14 protein-coding genes are annotated in these 15,249 nt (G+C 72.1%); 4 read left to right on the plus strand and 10 right to left on the minus strand.

Annotation, left to right across the window (positions count from 1 at the left end):
- Positions 1 to 100 precede the first annotated feature (100 nt).
- Positions 101 to 1,333: a Cmx/CmrA family chloramphenicol efflux MFS transporter gene (locus tag RLT58_RS15695; protein ID WP_311311003.1), complete on the plus strand. Its 1,233-nt coding sequence runs from the start codon at positions 101 to 103 to the stop codon at positions 1,331 to 1,333.
- Positions 1,334 to 1,337: 4 nt separating this feature from the next.
- Here the strand turns inward: RLT58_RS15695 and RLT58_RS15700 are convergent, their stop codons facing one another.
- Together RLT58_RS15700 and RLT58_RS15705 are read right to left on the minus strand one after the other, a co-directional pair.
- Positions 1,338 to 1,610 carry a DUF4031 domain-containing protein gene (locus RLT58_RS15700; RefSeq protein ID WP_311311004.1) on the minus strand — a complete coding sequence of 91 codons (273 nt, stop codon included), beginning with the start codon at positions 1,608 to 1,610 and terminating at the stop codon, positions 1,338 to 1,340.
- A complete protein-coding gene (locus tag RLT58_RS15705; RefSeq protein WP_311311005.1) occupies positions 1,607 to 1,975 on the minus strand; it encodes a DUF8819 family protein in 369 nt (122 codons plus the stop codon). The genes RLT58_RS15700 and RLT58_RS15705 overlap by 4 nt, the downstream gene beginning before the upstream one ends.
- Before the next feature lie 103 nt (positions 1,976 to 2,078).
- On the opposite strand from RLT58_RS15705, the gene RLT58_RS15710 reads away from it, so the two are divergent.
- The 3 genes from RLT58_RS15710 (at position 2,079) to RLT58_RS15720 (ending at position 5,616) form a co-directional block, all read left to right on the plus strand.
- Positions 2,079 to 2,996: a MurR/RpiR family transcriptional regulator gene (locus tag RLT58_RS15710; protein ID WP_311311006.1), complete on the plus strand. Its 918-nt coding sequence runs from the start codon at positions 2,079 to 2,081 to the stop codon at positions 2,994 to 2,996.
- An 80-nt stretch (positions 2,997 to 3,076) separates the two neighbouring features.
- Complete coding sequence (gene murQ / locus RLT58_RS15715) at positions 3,077 to 4,039, plus strand: N-acetylmuramic acid 6-phosphate etherase (protein WP_311311007.1); 963 nt, start codon at positions 3,077 to 3,079, stop codon at positions 4,037 to 4,039.
- Between the two features lie 47 nt (positions 4,040 to 4,086).
- Positions 4,087 to 5,616 (plus strand): PTS transporter subunit EIIC, encoded by a 1,530-nt coding sequence (locus tag RLT58_RS15720; RefSeq protein WP_311311008.1) that lies wholly within the window; start codon positions 4,087 to 4,089, stop codon positions 5,614 to 5,616.
- A gap of 99 nt (positions 5,617 to 5,715) precedes the next feature.
- Here RLT58_RS15720 and RLT58_RS15725 read toward each other — a convergent pair whose 3' ends face one another.
- The 8 genes from RLT58_RS15725 to RLT58_RS15760 all read right to left on the minus strand — a co-directional run bounded on the left by RLT58_RS15725 (position 5,716) and on the right by RLT58_RS15760 (position 15,233).
- Positions 5,716 to 6,543 (minus strand): inositol monophosphatase family protein, encoded by an 828-nt coding sequence (locus RLT58_RS15725; RefSeq protein ID WP_311311009.1) that lies wholly within the window; start codon positions 6,541 to 6,543, stop codon positions 5,716 to 5,718.
- 32 nt (positions 6,544 to 6,575) lie between these two features.
- Positions 6,576 to 6,818, minus strand: a complete 243-nt coding sequence (locus RLT58_RS15730) for a hypothetical protein (protein WP_311311010.1) — start codon at positions 6,816 to 6,818, stop codon at positions 6,576 to 6,578.
- Entirely contained in the window at positions 6,808 to 7,050 is a 243-nt protein-coding gene (locus RLT58_RS15735; protein WP_311311011.1) for a hypothetical protein, read from the minus strand. Before RLT58_RS15735 ends, RLT58_RS15730 begins: the two co-directional genes overlap by 11 nt.
- 150 nt (positions 7,051 to 7,200) lie before the next feature.
- Entirely contained in the window at positions 7,201 to 7,857 is a 657-nt protein-coding gene (locus RLT58_RS15740; RefSeq protein WP_311311012.1) for a maltokinase N-terminal cap-like domain-containing protein, read from the minus strand.
- A 91-nt stretch (positions 7,858 to 7,948) separates the two neighbouring features.
- Positions 7,949 to 10,006, minus strand: a complete 2,058-nt coding sequence (locus tag RLT58_RS15745) for a glycosyl hydrolase family 28-related protein (RefSeq protein WP_311311013.1) — start codon at positions 10,004 to 10,006, stop codon at positions 7,949 to 7,951.
- Between the two features lie 247 nt (positions 10,007 to 10,253).
- Complete coding sequence (locus RLT58_RS15750) at positions 10,254 to 12,605, minus strand: hypothetical protein (protein ID WP_311311014.1); 2,352 nt, start codon at positions 12,603 to 12,605, stop codon at positions 10,254 to 10,256.
- Between the two features lie 150 nt (positions 12,606 to 12,755).
- Entirely contained in the window at positions 12,756 to 13,511 is a 756-nt protein-coding gene (locus RLT58_RS15755) for a DUF6333 family protein (RefSeq protein ID WP_311311015.1), read from the minus strand.
- Between the two features lie 9 nt (positions 13,512 to 13,520).
- Positions 13,521 to 15,233 carry a CocE/NonD family hydrolase gene (locus tag RLT58_RS15760; RefSeq protein ID WP_311311016.1) on the minus strand — a complete coding sequence of 571 codons (1,713 nt, stop codon included), beginning with the start codon at positions 15,231 to 15,233 and terminating at the stop codon, positions 13,521 to 13,523.
- Positions 15,234 to 15,249 lie beyond the last annotated feature (16 nt).

Raw genomic sequence — 15,249 nt, forward strand, 5'->3', positions numbered from 1 at the left:
GGACGCGGACCCCGTACACGGCCCCCGGACACGGGGAATGCCAGGGACGTCCGCGCTGTTGGCACCTGTCATGCCCGACTCTGCCGCTAGCCGTTCCCGTATGCCCCTGGCCGTATACATACTCGGCCTCTCGGTCTTCGCTCTCGGTACGAGCGAGTTCATGCTCTCCGGACTGCTGCCACCGATCGCCGACGACATGGACGTGTCGATCCCGCGTGCCGGACTCCTCATATCCGCGTTCGCGATCGGCATGGTGATCGGCGCCCCGCTGCTCGCCGTGGCGACGCTCCGGCTGCCGCGCCGCACCACGCTCATCGCCCTGATCTCGGTCTTCGGCCTCGGGCAGGTCGCGGGCGCGCTCGCGCCGACGTACGAGGTGCTCTTCGCGTCCCGGGTGGTCAGCGCCCTCGCGTGCGCCGGGTTCTGGGCGGTCGGCGCGGCCGTGGCCATCGCGATGGTGCCGGTGAACGCGCGGGCCCGCGCCATGGCCGTGATGATCGGCGGGCTCTCCATCGCCAATGTGCTGGGGGTGCCGCTGGGCGCCTTCCTCGGGGAGAACCTCGGCTGGCGTTCGGCGTTCTGGGCGGTCGGAGCGGCCTCGGCCGTGGCGCTCGTGGGGGTGGCGACGCTGATCCCGCGCATCCCGCTGCCGGACGAGAAGCCGCAGCTGGGGCGGGAGATGAGCATCTACCGCGACCGGCAGGTGTGGCTGTCGATCGTGATCACCGCGCTCGCGGCGGGCGGGGTGTTCTGCGCGTTCAGCTATCTGGCGCCGCTGCTGACGGATGTCGCCGGGCTCGACTCGGGCTGGGTGCCGACGGTGCTCGCCCTGTTCGGGGTCGGTGCGCTGATCGGTACGACGATCGGCGGCCGGGTCGCGGACGCGCACCTCTTCGGGGTGCTGCTGAGCGGGATCGCCGCCTCGACGGTGTTCCTGGCGGCGCTGGCGCTGTTCGCCTCGAACCAGGCCGCCGTGGTCACGCTGTCGTTCCTGCTGGGCCTGTCGGCGTTCTACACGGCGCCGGCGCTGAACGCCCGGATGTTCAATGTCGCGGGCGCCGCCCCGACCCTGGCGGGCGCGACGACGACCGCCGCGTTCAACCTGGGCAACACCGGTGGCCCCTGGCTGGGCGGCTCGGTGATCGACGCGGACTTCGGGTTCGCGGCGACCGCGTGGGCGGGGGCGGCGATGACCGTGCTGGCTCTGGTGGCCGTGGTGTTCTCGCTGCGGCTCCAGCGCTCGCGCACCTCCGCGTCCCGGCTGGTGGCGGGGGCGCCGGCCGCCGCGTCGCGCGACGCGGTCGAGGTGTGCGCGCCCACGACCGGCTCCTGAGCGCTCAGCCCGGGGCGGGGCGGCCCTTCGGACGGCGCAGGCCCGCCTCCGTGATCCGGCGGACCAGCTCCTTGGAGCCGATGGGCCGGGCCCCGGCGCGTACCGCGTCCTCGTACCGCGACTGCGGTACGTCGTAGTGGTCGCGCTCGAAGGCGCGCTCGGGGCAGCCGATGGACGCCGCGAAGGCGTGCAGCTCCTCGAACGACACATCGCTGACCAGGTGCGACCAGAGCCGCCCGTGCCCCGGCCAGTCCGGCGGGTCGATGTAGAGGGTCACCGCCGCAGTATCCCGGCGAGCGCGCCGACCGGGGCGACCGCCACGGTGGCCTTGGTGCAGACCCAGTGCGGGTCCGGGCCGAGCTCCGGCTCGACATCCAGCGCGTGCGGATCGCCCGCGTCGCAGACCGGGCACAGCGGCCAGCGGCCGTAGCGCTCCAGCAGCGCGTCCTGCACGTCCTGGGCGACCAGGCCGACGACGAACTCCACTCCCTCCGGCCACTGCTCCACCCACCAGCGCCGGTGCGTCACCGCGTCCTCGACCAGCGAGACGATCTGCGCCTCCGCGACGTCTCCGGCGGCGAGGTCGGCCATGACGAGTGCGCGAGCGGTGTGCAGCACCTGCTCCAGTCGGTTCGGCTCCATGGAGCCATTGTCCACCTGCCCGCGCGGAGCCCGGGAGCGTCCTGCCAGAGGTCGGGACCAAAGGGGGGTTGACGGACCCCGGGGTTGAAAATATCTTTCAAAGGTGACCAATGACCTGAAGGAAAGTTTCAGCGCCGATTCGCCGCCGGCCCCGGCAGCCCTGGCCGCCAAGGTGCGGACGCTCGCCCCGTCCATGACCCGCTCCATGCAGCGGGTCGCCGAGGCCGTCGCCGGCGACCCGGCGGGCTGCGCCGCCCTCACGGTCACCGGTCTCGCCGAGCTCACGGGCACCAGCGAGGCCACCGTGGTCCGCACCGCCCGCCTCCTCGGCTACCCCGGCTACCGCGACCTGCGCCTCGCGCTGGCCGGTCTCGCCGCCCACCAGGAGTCCGGCCGGGCCCCCGCCGTCACGGCGGACATAGCGGTCGACGACCCGATCGCCGACGTGGTCGCCAAGCTGGCCTACGACGAGCAGCAGACCCTCGCCGACACGGCCGCCGGGCTCGACACCGTGCAGCTCGGTGCCGCCGTCGCCGCGGCCGCCACCGCCCGCCGCATCGACATCTACGGGGTGGGCGCCTCCTCCCTCGTCGGCCAGGACCTCGCCCAGAAGCTGTCCCGGATCGGCCTGATCGCGCACTCCCACATGGACCCGCACCTCGCGGTGACCAACGCCGTGCAGCTGCGCTCCGGCGACGTGGCCATCGCCATCACGCACTCCGGCTCCACGGGCGACGTCATAGAGCCGTTGCGCGTCGCCTTCGACCGGGGCGCGACGACGGTCGCCATCACCGGCCGCCCCGACGGACCGGTCACGCAGTACGCCGACCACGTGCTGACCACGTCCACGGCCCGGGAGAGCGAGCTGCGCCCGGCCGCGATGTCGAGCCGCACCAGCCAGCTCCTGGTCGTCGACTGCCTGTTCATAGGAGTCGCGCAGCGTACGTACGAGACGGCGGCCCCGGCCCTGGCCGCCTCCTACGAGGCGCTGGCCCACCGCCACAACCCGCGCACCCGCTGACCGCAGACCGCAGACCGCAGACCACTCAGGCACCCGCACCCGCAGAACCGTACGAGTTCAAGAAAGCAGAGCCGCTCTCCATGACCTCCCTCACCGACGCCGACGCCACCACTCCCGACGGATACGGCGAGCTGCGCGCCCAGCTCGCCACCCTCACCACCGAGGCCTTCCGCCCCGAGCTCGCCGAGATCGACCGGCTGGCCACCGCCGAGATAGCCCGGATCATGAACGGCGAGGACCAGACGGTCCCCGCAGCCGTGGCCGCCCGGCTCCCCGAGATCGCCGCCGCGATCGACGCCACCGCCGCCCGCATGGCGCGCGGCGGCCGGCTGATCTACGCGGGCGCCGGCACCGCCGGCCGGCTCGGCGTGCTGGACGCCAGCGAGTGCCCGCCCACCTTCAACACCGACCCTGCGGACGTCATCGGCCTCATCGCCGGCGGCCCGTCCGCGATGGTGACGGCCGTCGAAGGAGCCGAGGACAGCAAGGAGCTGGCCGCCGCCGACCTCGACGCCCTCGGCCTCACCGCCGACGACACGGTGGTCGGCATCTCCGCCTCCGGCCGCACGCCGTACGCGATCGGCGCAGTCGAGCACGCCCGCGCGGGCGGCGCGCTGACCATCGGTCTGTCGTGCAACGCGGACTCCGCGCTGGGCGCCGCCGCCGAGCACCCGCTGGAGGTCGTCGTCGGCCCCGAGCTGCTCACCGGCTCCACCCGGCTCAAGGCGGGCACGGCGCAGAAGCTCGTCCTCAACATGCTCTCGACGATCACGATGATCCGGCTCGGCAAGACGTACGGAAACCTCATGGTCGACGTGCGCGCCTCCAACGAGAAGCTCCGCGCCCGTTCCCGGCGGATCGTCGCGCTGGCCACCGGTGCCTCCGACGAGGAGATCGAGGCGGCGCTCGCCGCCACCGACGGCGAGGTGAAGAACGCGATCCTCACCATCCTCGGCCAGGTCGACGGCCCCACCGCCGCCGCCCTCCTGTCCGCGTCGGACGGCCATCTGCGCGCCGCGCTCGCCGCCGCCCGCACCACCTGACCCCCCGGCTCCACCCCGCTCCCCCGCACAGCAAGGCACCACGCACCATGGCTACAGAAGACAAGAACCGCGCCACCGCCGCCGCGATCCTTCCGCTCGTCGGTGGCGCCGCGAACGTCCGCTCCATCGCCCACTGCATGACCCGGCTCCGGCTGGGTCTGCACGACCGTTCGCTCGTCCAGGACGAGGCGCTGAAGGCCGTGCCCGCCGTCATGGGCGTGGTCGAGGACGACACGTACCAGATCGTGCTCGGTCCCGGTACGGTCGCCCGCGTCACCCCGGAGTTCGAGAAGCTCGTCGAGGAGGAGCGGGACTCGGCGCCCGCCCCGGCCGCGTCCGCCGCCCCGCTCACGGCGGAGGAACTGGCCGCGCAGGGCGCCGAGATGCGGGCGGCCAGGAAGGCGAGGAACGCCACGCCGTTCAAGCTGTTCCTGCGCCGGATCGCCAACATCTTCGTGCCGCTGATCCCGGCCCTGATCGGCTGCGGCATCATCGCCGGGCTCAACGGCCTGCTGGTGAACCTCGGCTGGCTGACCTCGGTCACCCCGGCCCTGGCGGCGATGGCGTCCGGCTTCATGGCGCTGATCGCGGTCTTCGTCGGCTACAACACGGCGAAGGAGTTCGGCGGCACGCCGATCCTCGGCGGCGCGGTCGCGGCCATCATCGTCTTCCCGGGCGTCGCGAACATCGAGGCGTTCGGCCAGAAGCTCTCCCCCGGCCAGGGCGGCGTCCTCGGCGCCCTGGGTGCGGCGGTGCTCGCGGTGTACGTGGAGAAGTGGTGCCGGCGCTGGGTCCCGGAGGCGCTGGACGTCCTGGTCACCCCGACCCTGACGGTGCTGATCTCCGGCCTGGTGACCATCTTCGGCCTGATGTACGTGGCGGGCGAGATCTCCACCGCGATCGGCACGTTCGCCGACTGGCTGCTCTCCAACGGCGGCGCCGGCGCGGGTCTCGTCCTCGGCGGCTTCTTCCTCCCGCTGGTCATGCTGGGTCTGCACCAGGCGCTGATCCCGATCCACACCACGCTGATCGAGCAGCAGGGCTACACGGTCCTGCTCCCGATTCTCGCCATGGCCGGGGCCGGCCAGGTCGGTGCGGCCCTCGCGGTGTACTTCCGTCTCCCCCGCAACGAGTCGATCCGCCGGACCATCAAGTCCGCCCTGCCCGCGGGCTTCCTGGGGGTCGGCGAGCCGCTGATCTACGGTGTCTCGCTGCCGCTGGGCCGCCCGTTCGTCACGGCGTGCGTGGGCGGTGCGTTCGGCGGCGCGTTCGTCGGCTTCTTCAACCAGCTGGGCGACGCGGTCGGCTCCACCGCGATCGGCCCGTCCGGCTGGGCCCTGTTCCCCCTCCTGGACGGCAACCACGGCCTGGGCGCCACGATCGCGATCTACGCGGGCGGCCTGCTCGTCGGCTATCTGACCGGCTTCCTCGCCACGTACTTCTTCGGCTTCGGCAAGGACCTGCTGGCGGAGTTCAACGTCTCCCGGGAACCGACGTCCTCGCCCGTCACGGCCGCCTCCCCGGCCACGACGGCCGCCGGCCCGGACACCCCGGCGAAGGAACCCGCGTCCGTCTGACCCCACACCGGCACAGAAGAGCGGCGGCACCCTGCGGGGGCCGCCGCTTCTCCCGGTGTCCCGCGGTCGTGTGAGCGGCGCACCGGACACCGCTCCCGTTCACCGCCCGGGCGTGGCCCGCTTTCCGGCCAGGTCCAGCAGCGCGTCATGCGTCTCCCGGTCGGCCGCCACGATCAGGCCGCCCTCGCCCGTGTGGACGGGCCGGCCGTCGATGCCGGTCACCACGCAGCCGGCGGCCTCGCAGAGGGCGATGCCCGCGGCGAAGTGCACGCTGTCGAGGCGCAGGCCAGGGCCCCCGTCGGTGACGTACGCGGCCCTGCGGCCCGCGGCGACCCAGGCGACGGCCAGGGTGCTGGAGACGACGCGCGGCCGGAAGCGCCCGGCGAACTCCGGTGCGGCCAGGAGGTCCACCCCCCGGAAGGCGCGGGCGTGCGGGAACGGCGGGTCGAGGTTGACGTCGACCAGCCGCGAGCCGGCCGAGGGCGCCAGCTTCTCGTCGGACCCGTCGCCCGTCCGCACGCACGCCTGTGCGCCGTCGGTCCAGAACACCTCGTCGCCGAACGGGTCGGCCGACGCGGCCGCGGTGACGGCGGACCCCACCCGGAGCGCGACGTTCACCGCGACCAGCATGTTCCGCACCGCGTAGTTCAGCGTGCCGCACAGCGGATCGACCAGCCATCGGCGCTCCGCGCCCGCCGCGCCGCCCGCCCCGCTCTCCTCACCCGTCACGGCGTCATCGGGCCGGGCCGTCCGCAGCACGTCCAGGACGGCCTTCTCCGCCGCCAGGTCGGCGGTCGTCGCGAAGTCACCGGCGGACTTCTCGAACCTCTCCAGCGAGGTCCCGTACAGCTCCCGTACCACCTCGGCTCCGGCCCGCGCCGCCCTGACGGCCAGTTGGGCATCGGTTTCCGTGTTCATGCTCACCATGCCCGCAGGCTATCGTCGGCCCTCCCCCGCCCTCATCTCGGCAGCTGTCCTTCGCGGTTGACCTCCGTCACCCGCGCCCGCAGGACGAGCCCCGGCGGGGCCGGGCGGACGCAGTCGGGCGGGCAGTCCCACTCCGCGCCGCCGCCGGGCGGGCGCAGCCGCACGTACGGTCCGGCGCGCCCGGTCACCCGGCCGACCCGCCCGTCCCTGGCATCCATGGCGAAGGAACCCGGCTCCGGCGCACACGCCTCGAACCCGCCTCCCTCACCCACCATGACCGGCCGCCTTCCCGGCCAGCGCCCGGCTCAGCCGCAGCGCCGTCTCGAGGTTGCAGCGCCCCAGGTCGACGAGGACCGCCGACGCGTCGCCCGCGCACGAGACCGGGTCGACCCGCAGCGACGGCAGCGTGACCCCGACCCCCGCGAACCCCTCCCGCAGCCGCACCACCGCCTCCTCGGCCTCCCGCACTCCGCCTGCCGCCGCCCTGTGCCGTTCCGTAGTCGTCATGATCCATTCCTTCCACGCTGAGTAATGTCAATGCATACCCAGCGTGGCCATTCTCTCTTTAGCCTGGAAGAGGTGCAGTTCCGGCAACCACGTGCACGCCACGGGGAGTTGTCATGCCAGGGCCCAACGGTCTTCCACGCCCACGTGCCCCTAGGCCGGAGAGGCCGGGTGGAGTACCGCGAACAGGCCCCGGGCCGGGGTGCCGTCGGGCAGGGTCCAGACGCCCGAGACATGGCCTGCGGCCCCCTTGGGGAGGGCGGGTGCGCCGTGCTCGGCGGGCCGCAGCGCCCGGCTCAGGCGGAGAAGACCGCCGTCCGGGGTGGCCAGCGCGGTGCCCTCGGGGTCGTCGGTGGCCGTCGCGGTGCCGGGGAGCGGTCCCGTACCGGCGTAGGAGCGGGCGATGTCCCGGTCCGGGGTGTCGCTGACGCTCTGCGCCTGGGCCTGGGCGCGGCCCTCGATAAGGGCGAGCAACTGGGCGACCAGCACCGGGTCGTGGACCCCGTCGTAGGCCCAGCGCGGACCCAGTACCCCGTGCTCCATGGTGCCGACCAGGGCGTGCTCCGCCCCGTCGAGCGGAGCCGCGCGATAGGTGAGCGGTACCAGATAGGCGGCCGGGCGGGGCCCCGAGGTGTCGGTGACCACCATGAACTCGATGCCCACCTCGCCCTGCGGATCGTCCAGCCGGAACCCGCCGGACTTCACCAACTCCGGCTCCCCCGCGCCGCCGTACCAGGGGCGGGCGGGGAGCCAGGAGGTGAGCAGTTCCAGCTTGGTGGGCTGGAGGGTGGTGCGATGGATGACGGCCATACCGAAGGATCTCCCCTGTGATCGGACGCGGACCGTCCCACCCTTTCACCGGCGGGCCCGGGCCGGGCCCGCCGGGTGCGGCGGAAGCGTGTCACCAGGCGCCGGGCGCCGGTGGCGGGGTCACCTCCGGGCGGTCGTCGCAGGTGATCGTGTTGGGCAGCAGCCAGGGGGCGAGCCAGCCGCCGTCGTTGCCGCCCAGGTCCGTGAGGGAGAACTCCGAGCCCGTCGCCGGGAAGTTGAACGAGCCGCAGTTGTTCACGCCGACCGCGCCCACGTGGCGCGCGTCCACGTTCTCGAAGGTGGCGTCGCCCGCCGCACGGGCGCTCAGGACCGAGGTGCCCGTGCCGTCCACCCTGATGTCCTTGAAGTGGACGTTCTTGATGACGTACTGGTCCTTCACCCCCCAGTCGGAGACCAGCATGATCGCGTTGTACGTGCTGTCGAGGAAGTCGTTGCCGGTGACCCGGATGTCGGCGGTGTCGATGCTCCGGTCCAGGGCGAAGATCCACAGGGCGCCGAGCCCGATGTTCCAGTTGAGTTCGTACGTACCGGCGCGGACCGTCGTGTTGCCCGTCAGGTTCAGCTTGCCGGTGAAGGGTTCGGCGCCGAAGCGGGAGCCGATGTGCAGGGCGCTGCCCTCGCGGACGGGGTCGGCGACCAGGTTGTCCGAGACGGTGGTGTCGGTGCCGCCGTAGAGCGCGATGCCGTTGGCCAGAACCGGTGTCTGGACGGTGTTGTGGTCGATGGTGTTGCGGGCGTCCGCGGTCTTCTCGGACCACAGGGCGAGGCCGTCGTCGCCGGAGTTGCGCACGAAGGTGTGCGAGATCCGGGAATCGGTCACGCCGGTGTGGAAGTTGACGGCGTCGGCGATCTGGTCGACGATCGTGTTCCCGGTGATCCGCAGGTTCTTCATCGGGCCGTCGAACCACATGCCGACCTTGGTGTGGCTGATGTGCAGCCCCTCGACGGTCGAGTCGCTCAGCGCGCCGCCGATGGCGTTGACCTGGTCGGTGTCGACGCGCTCCCGTACGTCGCCCTCGATGGCGAAGCCGGAGAGATGGACGTTGCGGCTGCCGCCGCGGGCGGCGTCCTTGCCGTAGAAGCCCACGCCGGTGTGGACCGAGCCGTCGGCGGCGGGCTTGTCGAGCGCCACCTCACGGCCCTTGATCTTCGTGTACCAGTTGCCGGCACCGGTGATCGTGACGTCGTCGACGACGATGTGCCGGTCGACCCGGTACGTGCCCGGCGGGATGTACACCTTGAGGCGGGTGAGCCGGGCGAAGGCGACGGCCTTGTCGATCGCGCCCGCCGAGTCCCGCCGGCCGGTCGGGTCGGCGCCGAACGCGAGGACGTTGGCGGCGAGCAGTTCGACGTGCGGCAGGCCGACCAGCTCCGAGTCCAGCAGGTCGACGACCGTCCACGCCGCCTTGCTGCCGGCCGGCACGGTCAGCCGTACGGTGTCGCCCGCGCGGTACGTCCGGCCGAGCAGGAGCCGCTGCTCGTCGTAGAAGTGGCTGGGCCGGAACGGCTTGGCGATCTCCGGGGCGGGCGTCGTCGCGTCGGGCACGCAGGAGCACTCCGTGATCCACCAGTCCGGGTGGAGCAGCCCGGCGCCGGGGTCGTTGGAGAACGGGTACTGGTTGTAGAGCCAGGAGTACTGCGAGGTCAGCGTCATGGTGGAGCGCTTGGCGCCGTTCACCGCGACATCGAGCGGTGCGGTGATCCCGCCGCCGTCCGGGGCGTCCGGAATGCTGTAGCGCACGGTGATCGCGTTGGCGGCGGCAGGCAGCGTGAACTCGACGTACCGGCCCGGGGTCAGCCTGACCGCCCTGCGGCCCGACGCCTCGGAGGGCAGCGTGTAGGCGTCGCGGTCGGGGCCGATGACCGTGCCGTCGGTGACCGCGTTCTCCGCCTCCTGCTCGGCGAACGCCACCTTCGCGCCCCGGCCGGCGACCAGGGCCGGATCGAGGGCGGCCCGGGTGACGACGGGGGCCGGGGCGGCGGCGCGTGGCTGCGCCAGCGCGGGCGCGCCGCCCAGCAGGCCGAGGCCGAGGGCGGCCGCGGTCGCCGAGGCGACGGCCGCCGCGAACCGGACCGTCCGCCGCGGTCTTCGCGGCCCCGCTTCCGCGCCGGTGAACTTCCGTGACATCGCATGCCCGTTTCTCTGAAGGGGTGAACGGCCGGGCGCGCGTGGGGAGTCGCCGCCGCCATGAGGTGAGGCGACAGTAGGACCCGTACATCCCGGCCCACAAGACTCCTGCGAGCAGTTTTCTCCCGACTGACTCCCAACTGCGTTGTCTCGTCATTTTTTTGCGTGACCGAGCGCAAAAGCTGTCCCCCGCACCCAGGACACGAGCGGGTGCGGGGGACAGCGTGCAGGCGGAGGAGAGACAGGGTCAGTGACCCGGGGCCCTCCTGCGTCGCATCCACCACGTCAGCGCGCCGCCCACGACGGCCAGGCCCGCGGCCGCCCCCGTGATCAGACCGACCGGCAGATCGTTCCCGGTGTGGGCGAGGTCGCCTTCCGGGTCCTTCGCCGGCGGGGTGGTGTGACCGCCGCCGCCCGGCGCGGACGCGCTCGGCGCCGGGCTCGACGGGCCGTCGGTCGGCTTCGGGCCGCCCGTACCCGTCGGCGTCGGCGTCGGCTTCGGGTCCTCCGGACTCGTCGGCTGGTCCGCCGTGCTCCCGCCGAGGTAGGCGGTCTCACTGTCCCGGTAGGTCACCTCGGCCTGCACGGACGTCCTGGTCGTCCTGTCCAGGCCCCGGTGCTCGGTGTTGAACTGGGTGCGGGTGATGTTCTTCTTCGGCGCCTTGGAGAAGTCGACCCCGCCCATGGACAGGATCCACACCTTGCCGTCGTAGACCCGCTCGAACTTGTAGTCGCCGTTCCTGAACGAGTCGACGTACTTGTCGTAGACGGTCTTCTTGTCCCAGTTCTTGTTCTCGCCCCTGAGCGGCCACCGCTTCACGTCATTGCTGTTGATGATCTTCCGGAAGTCGGTCGCGTCCACCGCGTCCTTGCGGCGGATGTACTCGGCGGCCACCCGCGAGGAGTAGACGCGGCGCAGATCGGCGTACGAGGCGTCGTCGTTGACCCGGCGCTCCAGCTCGGGCTGGATCGTCGAGAGGATCAGCTCCTCGGCCTGCTTGGTCTGCGTGTCGGTGAGCTTGCAGGAGGAGGCGGGCACATCGGGGCCCGTGGGGACCTCCATGTTGACCTTCAGCGGGGCGTCCAGGATGTAGATCCCGCCGTCCTGCTCGCGGATCTTCGCGGGCTTCGGAGTGATCCACTGCCGGATGATCGGCAGGCAGGGCATGCCCTCCGGAGTACGCGGCGCCGCCTTCCAGAACCGCTCCCCGCGCTCGTACTTGTCGGGGTTCATCGCATCCGCGTAGTCGTGCTTGAGGATCAGGTCGGCCTCCAGCAGGACGCGCCCGGCATCCGTCTTCGCGAAGTCCTTGTCCATGATCAGGTCGGGCCGGACCGGGTTCAGGTTGACCCAGAACTTGTCCGGCGTCAGCGCCAGCCAGGTGAAGAAGGCGTCCGAGGCCAGCTGGAGCTTGGCGTCACCGCCGTACCCCGGAGCGGCGTCCGGGTCCTTCACGTAGTCGGCCTTCATCGAGTAGTCGAGGCCCTTGCCCTTGACCGGCGTACCGACGTAGCTGATCTCCATGGTGGAGAAGTCGATGCCGCCCGGCCCCCGGCCGAAGTAGCCGCCCCGGTTGTTCTGGTTGTAGAGCGCCTGGAGCCGGCGCGCCTCCTCGACCGTCTTCCCGGACCGCAGGGCCTGGTCGATGATCGGGCCCCGGCCGCCCTTGAGCGGGTCGGGGTTGAAGCGCGGGTCGTACTTCGTGTAGACGTTCGGCTTCTGGGTGCGCTCGATGGCGTTGGAGCGCCGCTCGTTGACACCCGCCTGGGTGCGGGCGGTGCCCCGGTCCCGCTTCAGGTCCTCGTCGAACTGCGCGATCTTCTTCCGCGTCGAGTCCTCGGTCCTGGCCCCGGTCAGATAGCGGAACGTGGACTTCGGCCGCTCCTTGGCGATCTGCCGGTCCGCCCTGAGCTGATCGTTCTCGATCTTGCCGTTGGACTTCATCTCGACCTTGCGCTCGGTGCGCCGGTTGTGCGCGTCCACGACACGCGTGCGCTTCTCGCCGGTCTCCGGGTCCTTGTACTCGATCGGGTCCTGGCACCACCAGTCCGGCCCGATCATGTTGTACTTCTTGACCATGCGCGCCTCGAAGGCCTCGCCCCGGCGCGGATTGCCGTGGTTGCCGATGTAGCGCACATCCAGATAGCTCCGGAAGTCCTTGATCCCCTTGGCCTTGTTGTACTGGCTGTTGTAGCGGGCGTAGATCTCCATGACCTTGTCCGCGGGGTTCTTCGACTTGTTGTACGCGCGCTGCCACTTGCGGTAGTTGGTCCCCGCGGTCTTGCGCTGCGCCTCGGTCGGCGGCTGCACCCCGTCGTACGCCTTGGCCGGGTTGTCGTACGTGTAGTTCTCGTCGTTCGGCCACGCGTCGTACGGAAGGCTGTCCGGCGGGCCGGAGTTGGCCGGTGTGGACGGGTACGTCTTCTTGAGGAACTTCTCGTCGCACCGGACCGGTTTGACGTTCGGCGCCTTCGCGGCATCCGCCTGGTCAAGGGCAGGAAGGCCGGTCAGGGTCAGAGCGGCCGCAGCGGTGACGGCGAGCGCGAGGCGTGACCATACGCGCCGAGGGCGCGCAGGAGGGTGTATTCGGATACTCACTGACTTCTCCCCGTGAGGCGGCGCCGTTGGTTCCGAGGCCAACTGATGTGAGTGCGCCGCCCGTTGTTCAATCTAGGGGCGAGTCCGTTGAGATCCAGGGGTTAATTCGGCATGTCCCCGCCAAATCTCCTCATGTTCGGATCGTTACGTTCAGAACTCTTCGTCGAACCCGTCGTCGGACGCGTCCTCCTGCTCCCCGATCCAGGTGTCCTCCAGATCCCCGGCGGCCTCCTCGGTGCGCCGGACCCGGAACACGGAGAGCGTGCGCCCGGCGCGCGCCAGTGGCCCGACCCGCCGCAGCGCGAGCCGCGCCAGGCCCTCCCAGTCGAAGTCCCCGTCGGAATCGTCGAGTTCGAGGCCCGCACCCGCCAGATCCCCGGCGCCGATCCCGAACGCCCGGGCGACCTCCCGCACGGAACCGTCCCGGTCCCAGTCGTTCTCGCCGCTCCACCCCGCCGCGAACAGCCGTACACCGTCGGGGTGGTGGATCACCTGGGCGCGGTAGGCCACGCCGTGGTCGATCCGGGCCGAGCCGATGACGACCGCGCCGGGGAAGCGCGCGGCCAGCGCGTCCGCCTGCTCGGCCAGGGGGAAGGACCCCCCGGCCGTCACCAGGGCCGGATCGTTGACCTCGGTCACCCTCCCCCAGCACCCGACACCGACGAGGTCGAGGTCCGCGCGAGTGGCGAACGGCATCCGCTCGACCGCCTCGATCCGCCCGGCCTCCTCGACCACGGCGTCGACCGTGCCGAGCGAGGCCGCGAACTCCCGTGCCCGCACCGGGTCATGGGCGGGAAGAGCGCCGGTGCCGTCGGGAAACGGCTGCTCGACCACGGTCAGCCTGAACTCCCCGTGCCGGGCGATGCCCTCGTCCGGCGCGTACTCCCAGAGGTCGTCGTAAGCCATCGGACGACCCTAGGCGGGGCCCTCCTGCGGAGCAACCGGCCCCGGGCCGCCGGTGGGCAGCATCAGCTCCGAGTCCGCGTGGACGGTGAGGCGTACGGGCACGAACTCCGTTGCCGTGGACCGTGCTTCACCCGTGCCGGGGTTCGGCGCGAAACGCGGGTGCGCGCCGCCGCTGATCTGCCAGCGGACGCGGTGGCCGGCTCCGAAGCGGTACGCGGTCGCGCTCATCGCCACGGTCACCCGCACAGGGTCCCCGGCGGTGGTGCGCACTTGGGCAGTCCCGTCGCAGACGTTGGTGGAGCGCCCCTGCGGGTCGACATCGCACAGGCGGCTGAAGACGTCGCCGTACCCGGTGTCCGTGGCCGCGCCGATCCGGGCCGAGACCGGTCCGAGCAGGGTGAGGGGCTCGGTCAGGACGGGGCCGGTGAAGGTCAGTACGTCGGCGCGCGCCTCCAGGGCGCTGTTGTCGCGCGGCCCCGCCGTACGGGAGAGGAGGGGGCCGCCCACGGACGGGGTGGGGTCGGCCGGGTCCTGGCGGACGGACGCCAGGGGCGCGGCGTCCGTGGGCGGCTGCGCGGTGAGATGGCCGTCCGCCGTGGGGAACCACGAGGCCGTGGCCGGGCCGAGCGGCCAGGCGTCGAGATCGCGCCAGGCCGCGTCCGCACCGCCGATGTGCACGCGTACGGAGGTCGGGCGCAGGCCGGAGGGGTCGTCGCACAGATGGGCGCGGAGCCAGCCGAGGGACTCGGCGAACACCTCGGGCCAGCCCTTCTGGAGGGCAGAGGTGTGGGTCCAGGGGCCGACGAGCAACGCGGGCTCGCGGCCCGCCCGGCGCAGCCGGCCGTACTGCTCGAGGGTCTGGTCGAGGAGGGCGTCGTGCCATCCGGTGACGAGGGCGGTGGGGACGGCCGACCCGTCCGCCGCCTCCCCGGCGGACGCGCCCCGCCAGTACGGGTCGTCCGGGTCCGGGTGCGTCATCACCTCGTCCAGCCAGGGCACTTCACCGCCGAGCGCGGGCCCGTACGCCCCGAGGAGCGGCCGTGCGGTGACGAGTGAGCGCATCCGGCGCTGGAGCCGCAGGGCCGCCCGGAGGAACGGCCCCATGCCCCGGTGCTGGTGGGTCATGCCGGCGCCGACGGCGAGCGCGGTCTCCAGATGGAGCACCCCGCCGGTGTGGAAGAGGGCGTACGGGTCGTGCAGCCCGACCTGCACCACCATGGCCTTCAGCTCCGGCGGGGGGTCGAGCGCCAGGGCCCACTGGACATGGCCGAGGTAGCTGGGCCCCACTGTGCCGAGCCGGCCGTCGAACCAGGGCTGTGAGCGCAGCCAGGCGACGGCGGCCAGGCCGTCGGCGCTCTCGTTGCGCCACAGATGGAAGTCCCCGCCCGAGCCGCCGGTGCCCCGGCAGCTCTGGAGGACGACGTGGAAGCCCTGTTCGGCGAAGAGCATCCCGTACTGCGGGGACCACGGCAGGCCCCTTCCGTACGGCGAGCGCACCAGCAGCGTCGGGAAGTCACCCTCGGCGCGCGGGAAGTAGTGGTCGGTGACCAGCGGGCTGCCGTCGGCCGCGGGCACCGTGAGACCCGGCTCCCGGCCCACTCGGAAGCGGGCGGCCGGCAGACTCCGCCAGGCCGCCCTCATCAGCCGGGACGACAGCGGCGGTTTCGCCGCCGATGTCGTCCGTGCGGGCCTCGGCAGGGCGTCGTGCGCGGGTGGTGTCATCGTTCGCCTCCATCGG

The sequence above is a fragment of the Streptomyces sp. ITFR-16 genome, from assembly GCF_031844705.1.
In the GTDB taxonomy this organism is placed as follows: Bacteria; Actinomycetota; Actinomycetes; order Streptomycetales; family Streptomycetaceae; genus Streptomyces.

Bases quoted from the DNA above. Each gene is read 5' to 3' on its own strand.
- RLT58_RS15725 (WP_311311009.1), bottom strand. From the start codon at position 6,543: ATGGTGAGCATGAACACGGAAACCGATGCCCAACTGGCCGTCAGGGCG.
- murQ (WP_311311007.1), top strand. From the start codon at position 3,077: ATGACCTCCCTCACCGACGCCGACGCCACCACTCCCGACGGATACGGC.
- RLT58_RS15745 (WP_311311013.1), bottom strand. From the start codon at position 10,006: ATGTCACGGAAGTTCACCGGCGCGGAAGCGGGGCCGCGAAGACCGCGG.
- RLT58_RS15735 (WP_311311011.1), bottom strand. From the start codon at position 7,050: ATGACGACTACGGAACGGCACAGGGCGGCGGCAGGCGGAGTGCGGGAG.
- RLT58_RS15760 (WP_311311016.1), bottom strand. From the start codon at position 15,233: ATGACACCACCCGCGCACGACGCCCTGCCGAGGCCCGCACGGACGACA.
- RLT58_RS15730 (WP_311311010.1), bottom strand. From the start codon at position 6,818: ATGGTGGGTGAGGGAGGCGGGTTCGAGGCGTGTGCGCCGGAGCCGGGT.
- RLT58_RS15720 (WP_311311008.1), top strand. From the start codon at position 4,087: ATGGCTACAGAAGACAAGAACCGCGCCACCGCCGCCGCGATCCTTCCG.
- RLT58_RS15695 (WP_311311003.1), top strand. From the start codon at position 101: ATGCCCCTGGCCGTATACATACTCGGCCTCTCGGTCTTCGCTCTCGGT.
- RLT58_RS15740 (WP_311311012.1), bottom strand. From the start codon at position 7,857: ATGGCCGTCATCCATCGCACCACCCTCCAGCCCACCAAGCTGGAACTG.
- RLT58_RS15755 (WP_311311015.1), bottom strand. From the start codon at position 13,511: ATGGCTTACGACGACCTCTGGGAGTACGCGCCGGACGAGGGCATCGCC.
- RLT58_RS15705 (WP_311311005.1), bottom strand. From the start codon at position 1,975: ATGGAGCCGAACCGACTGGAGCAGGTGCTGCACACCGCTCGCGCACTC.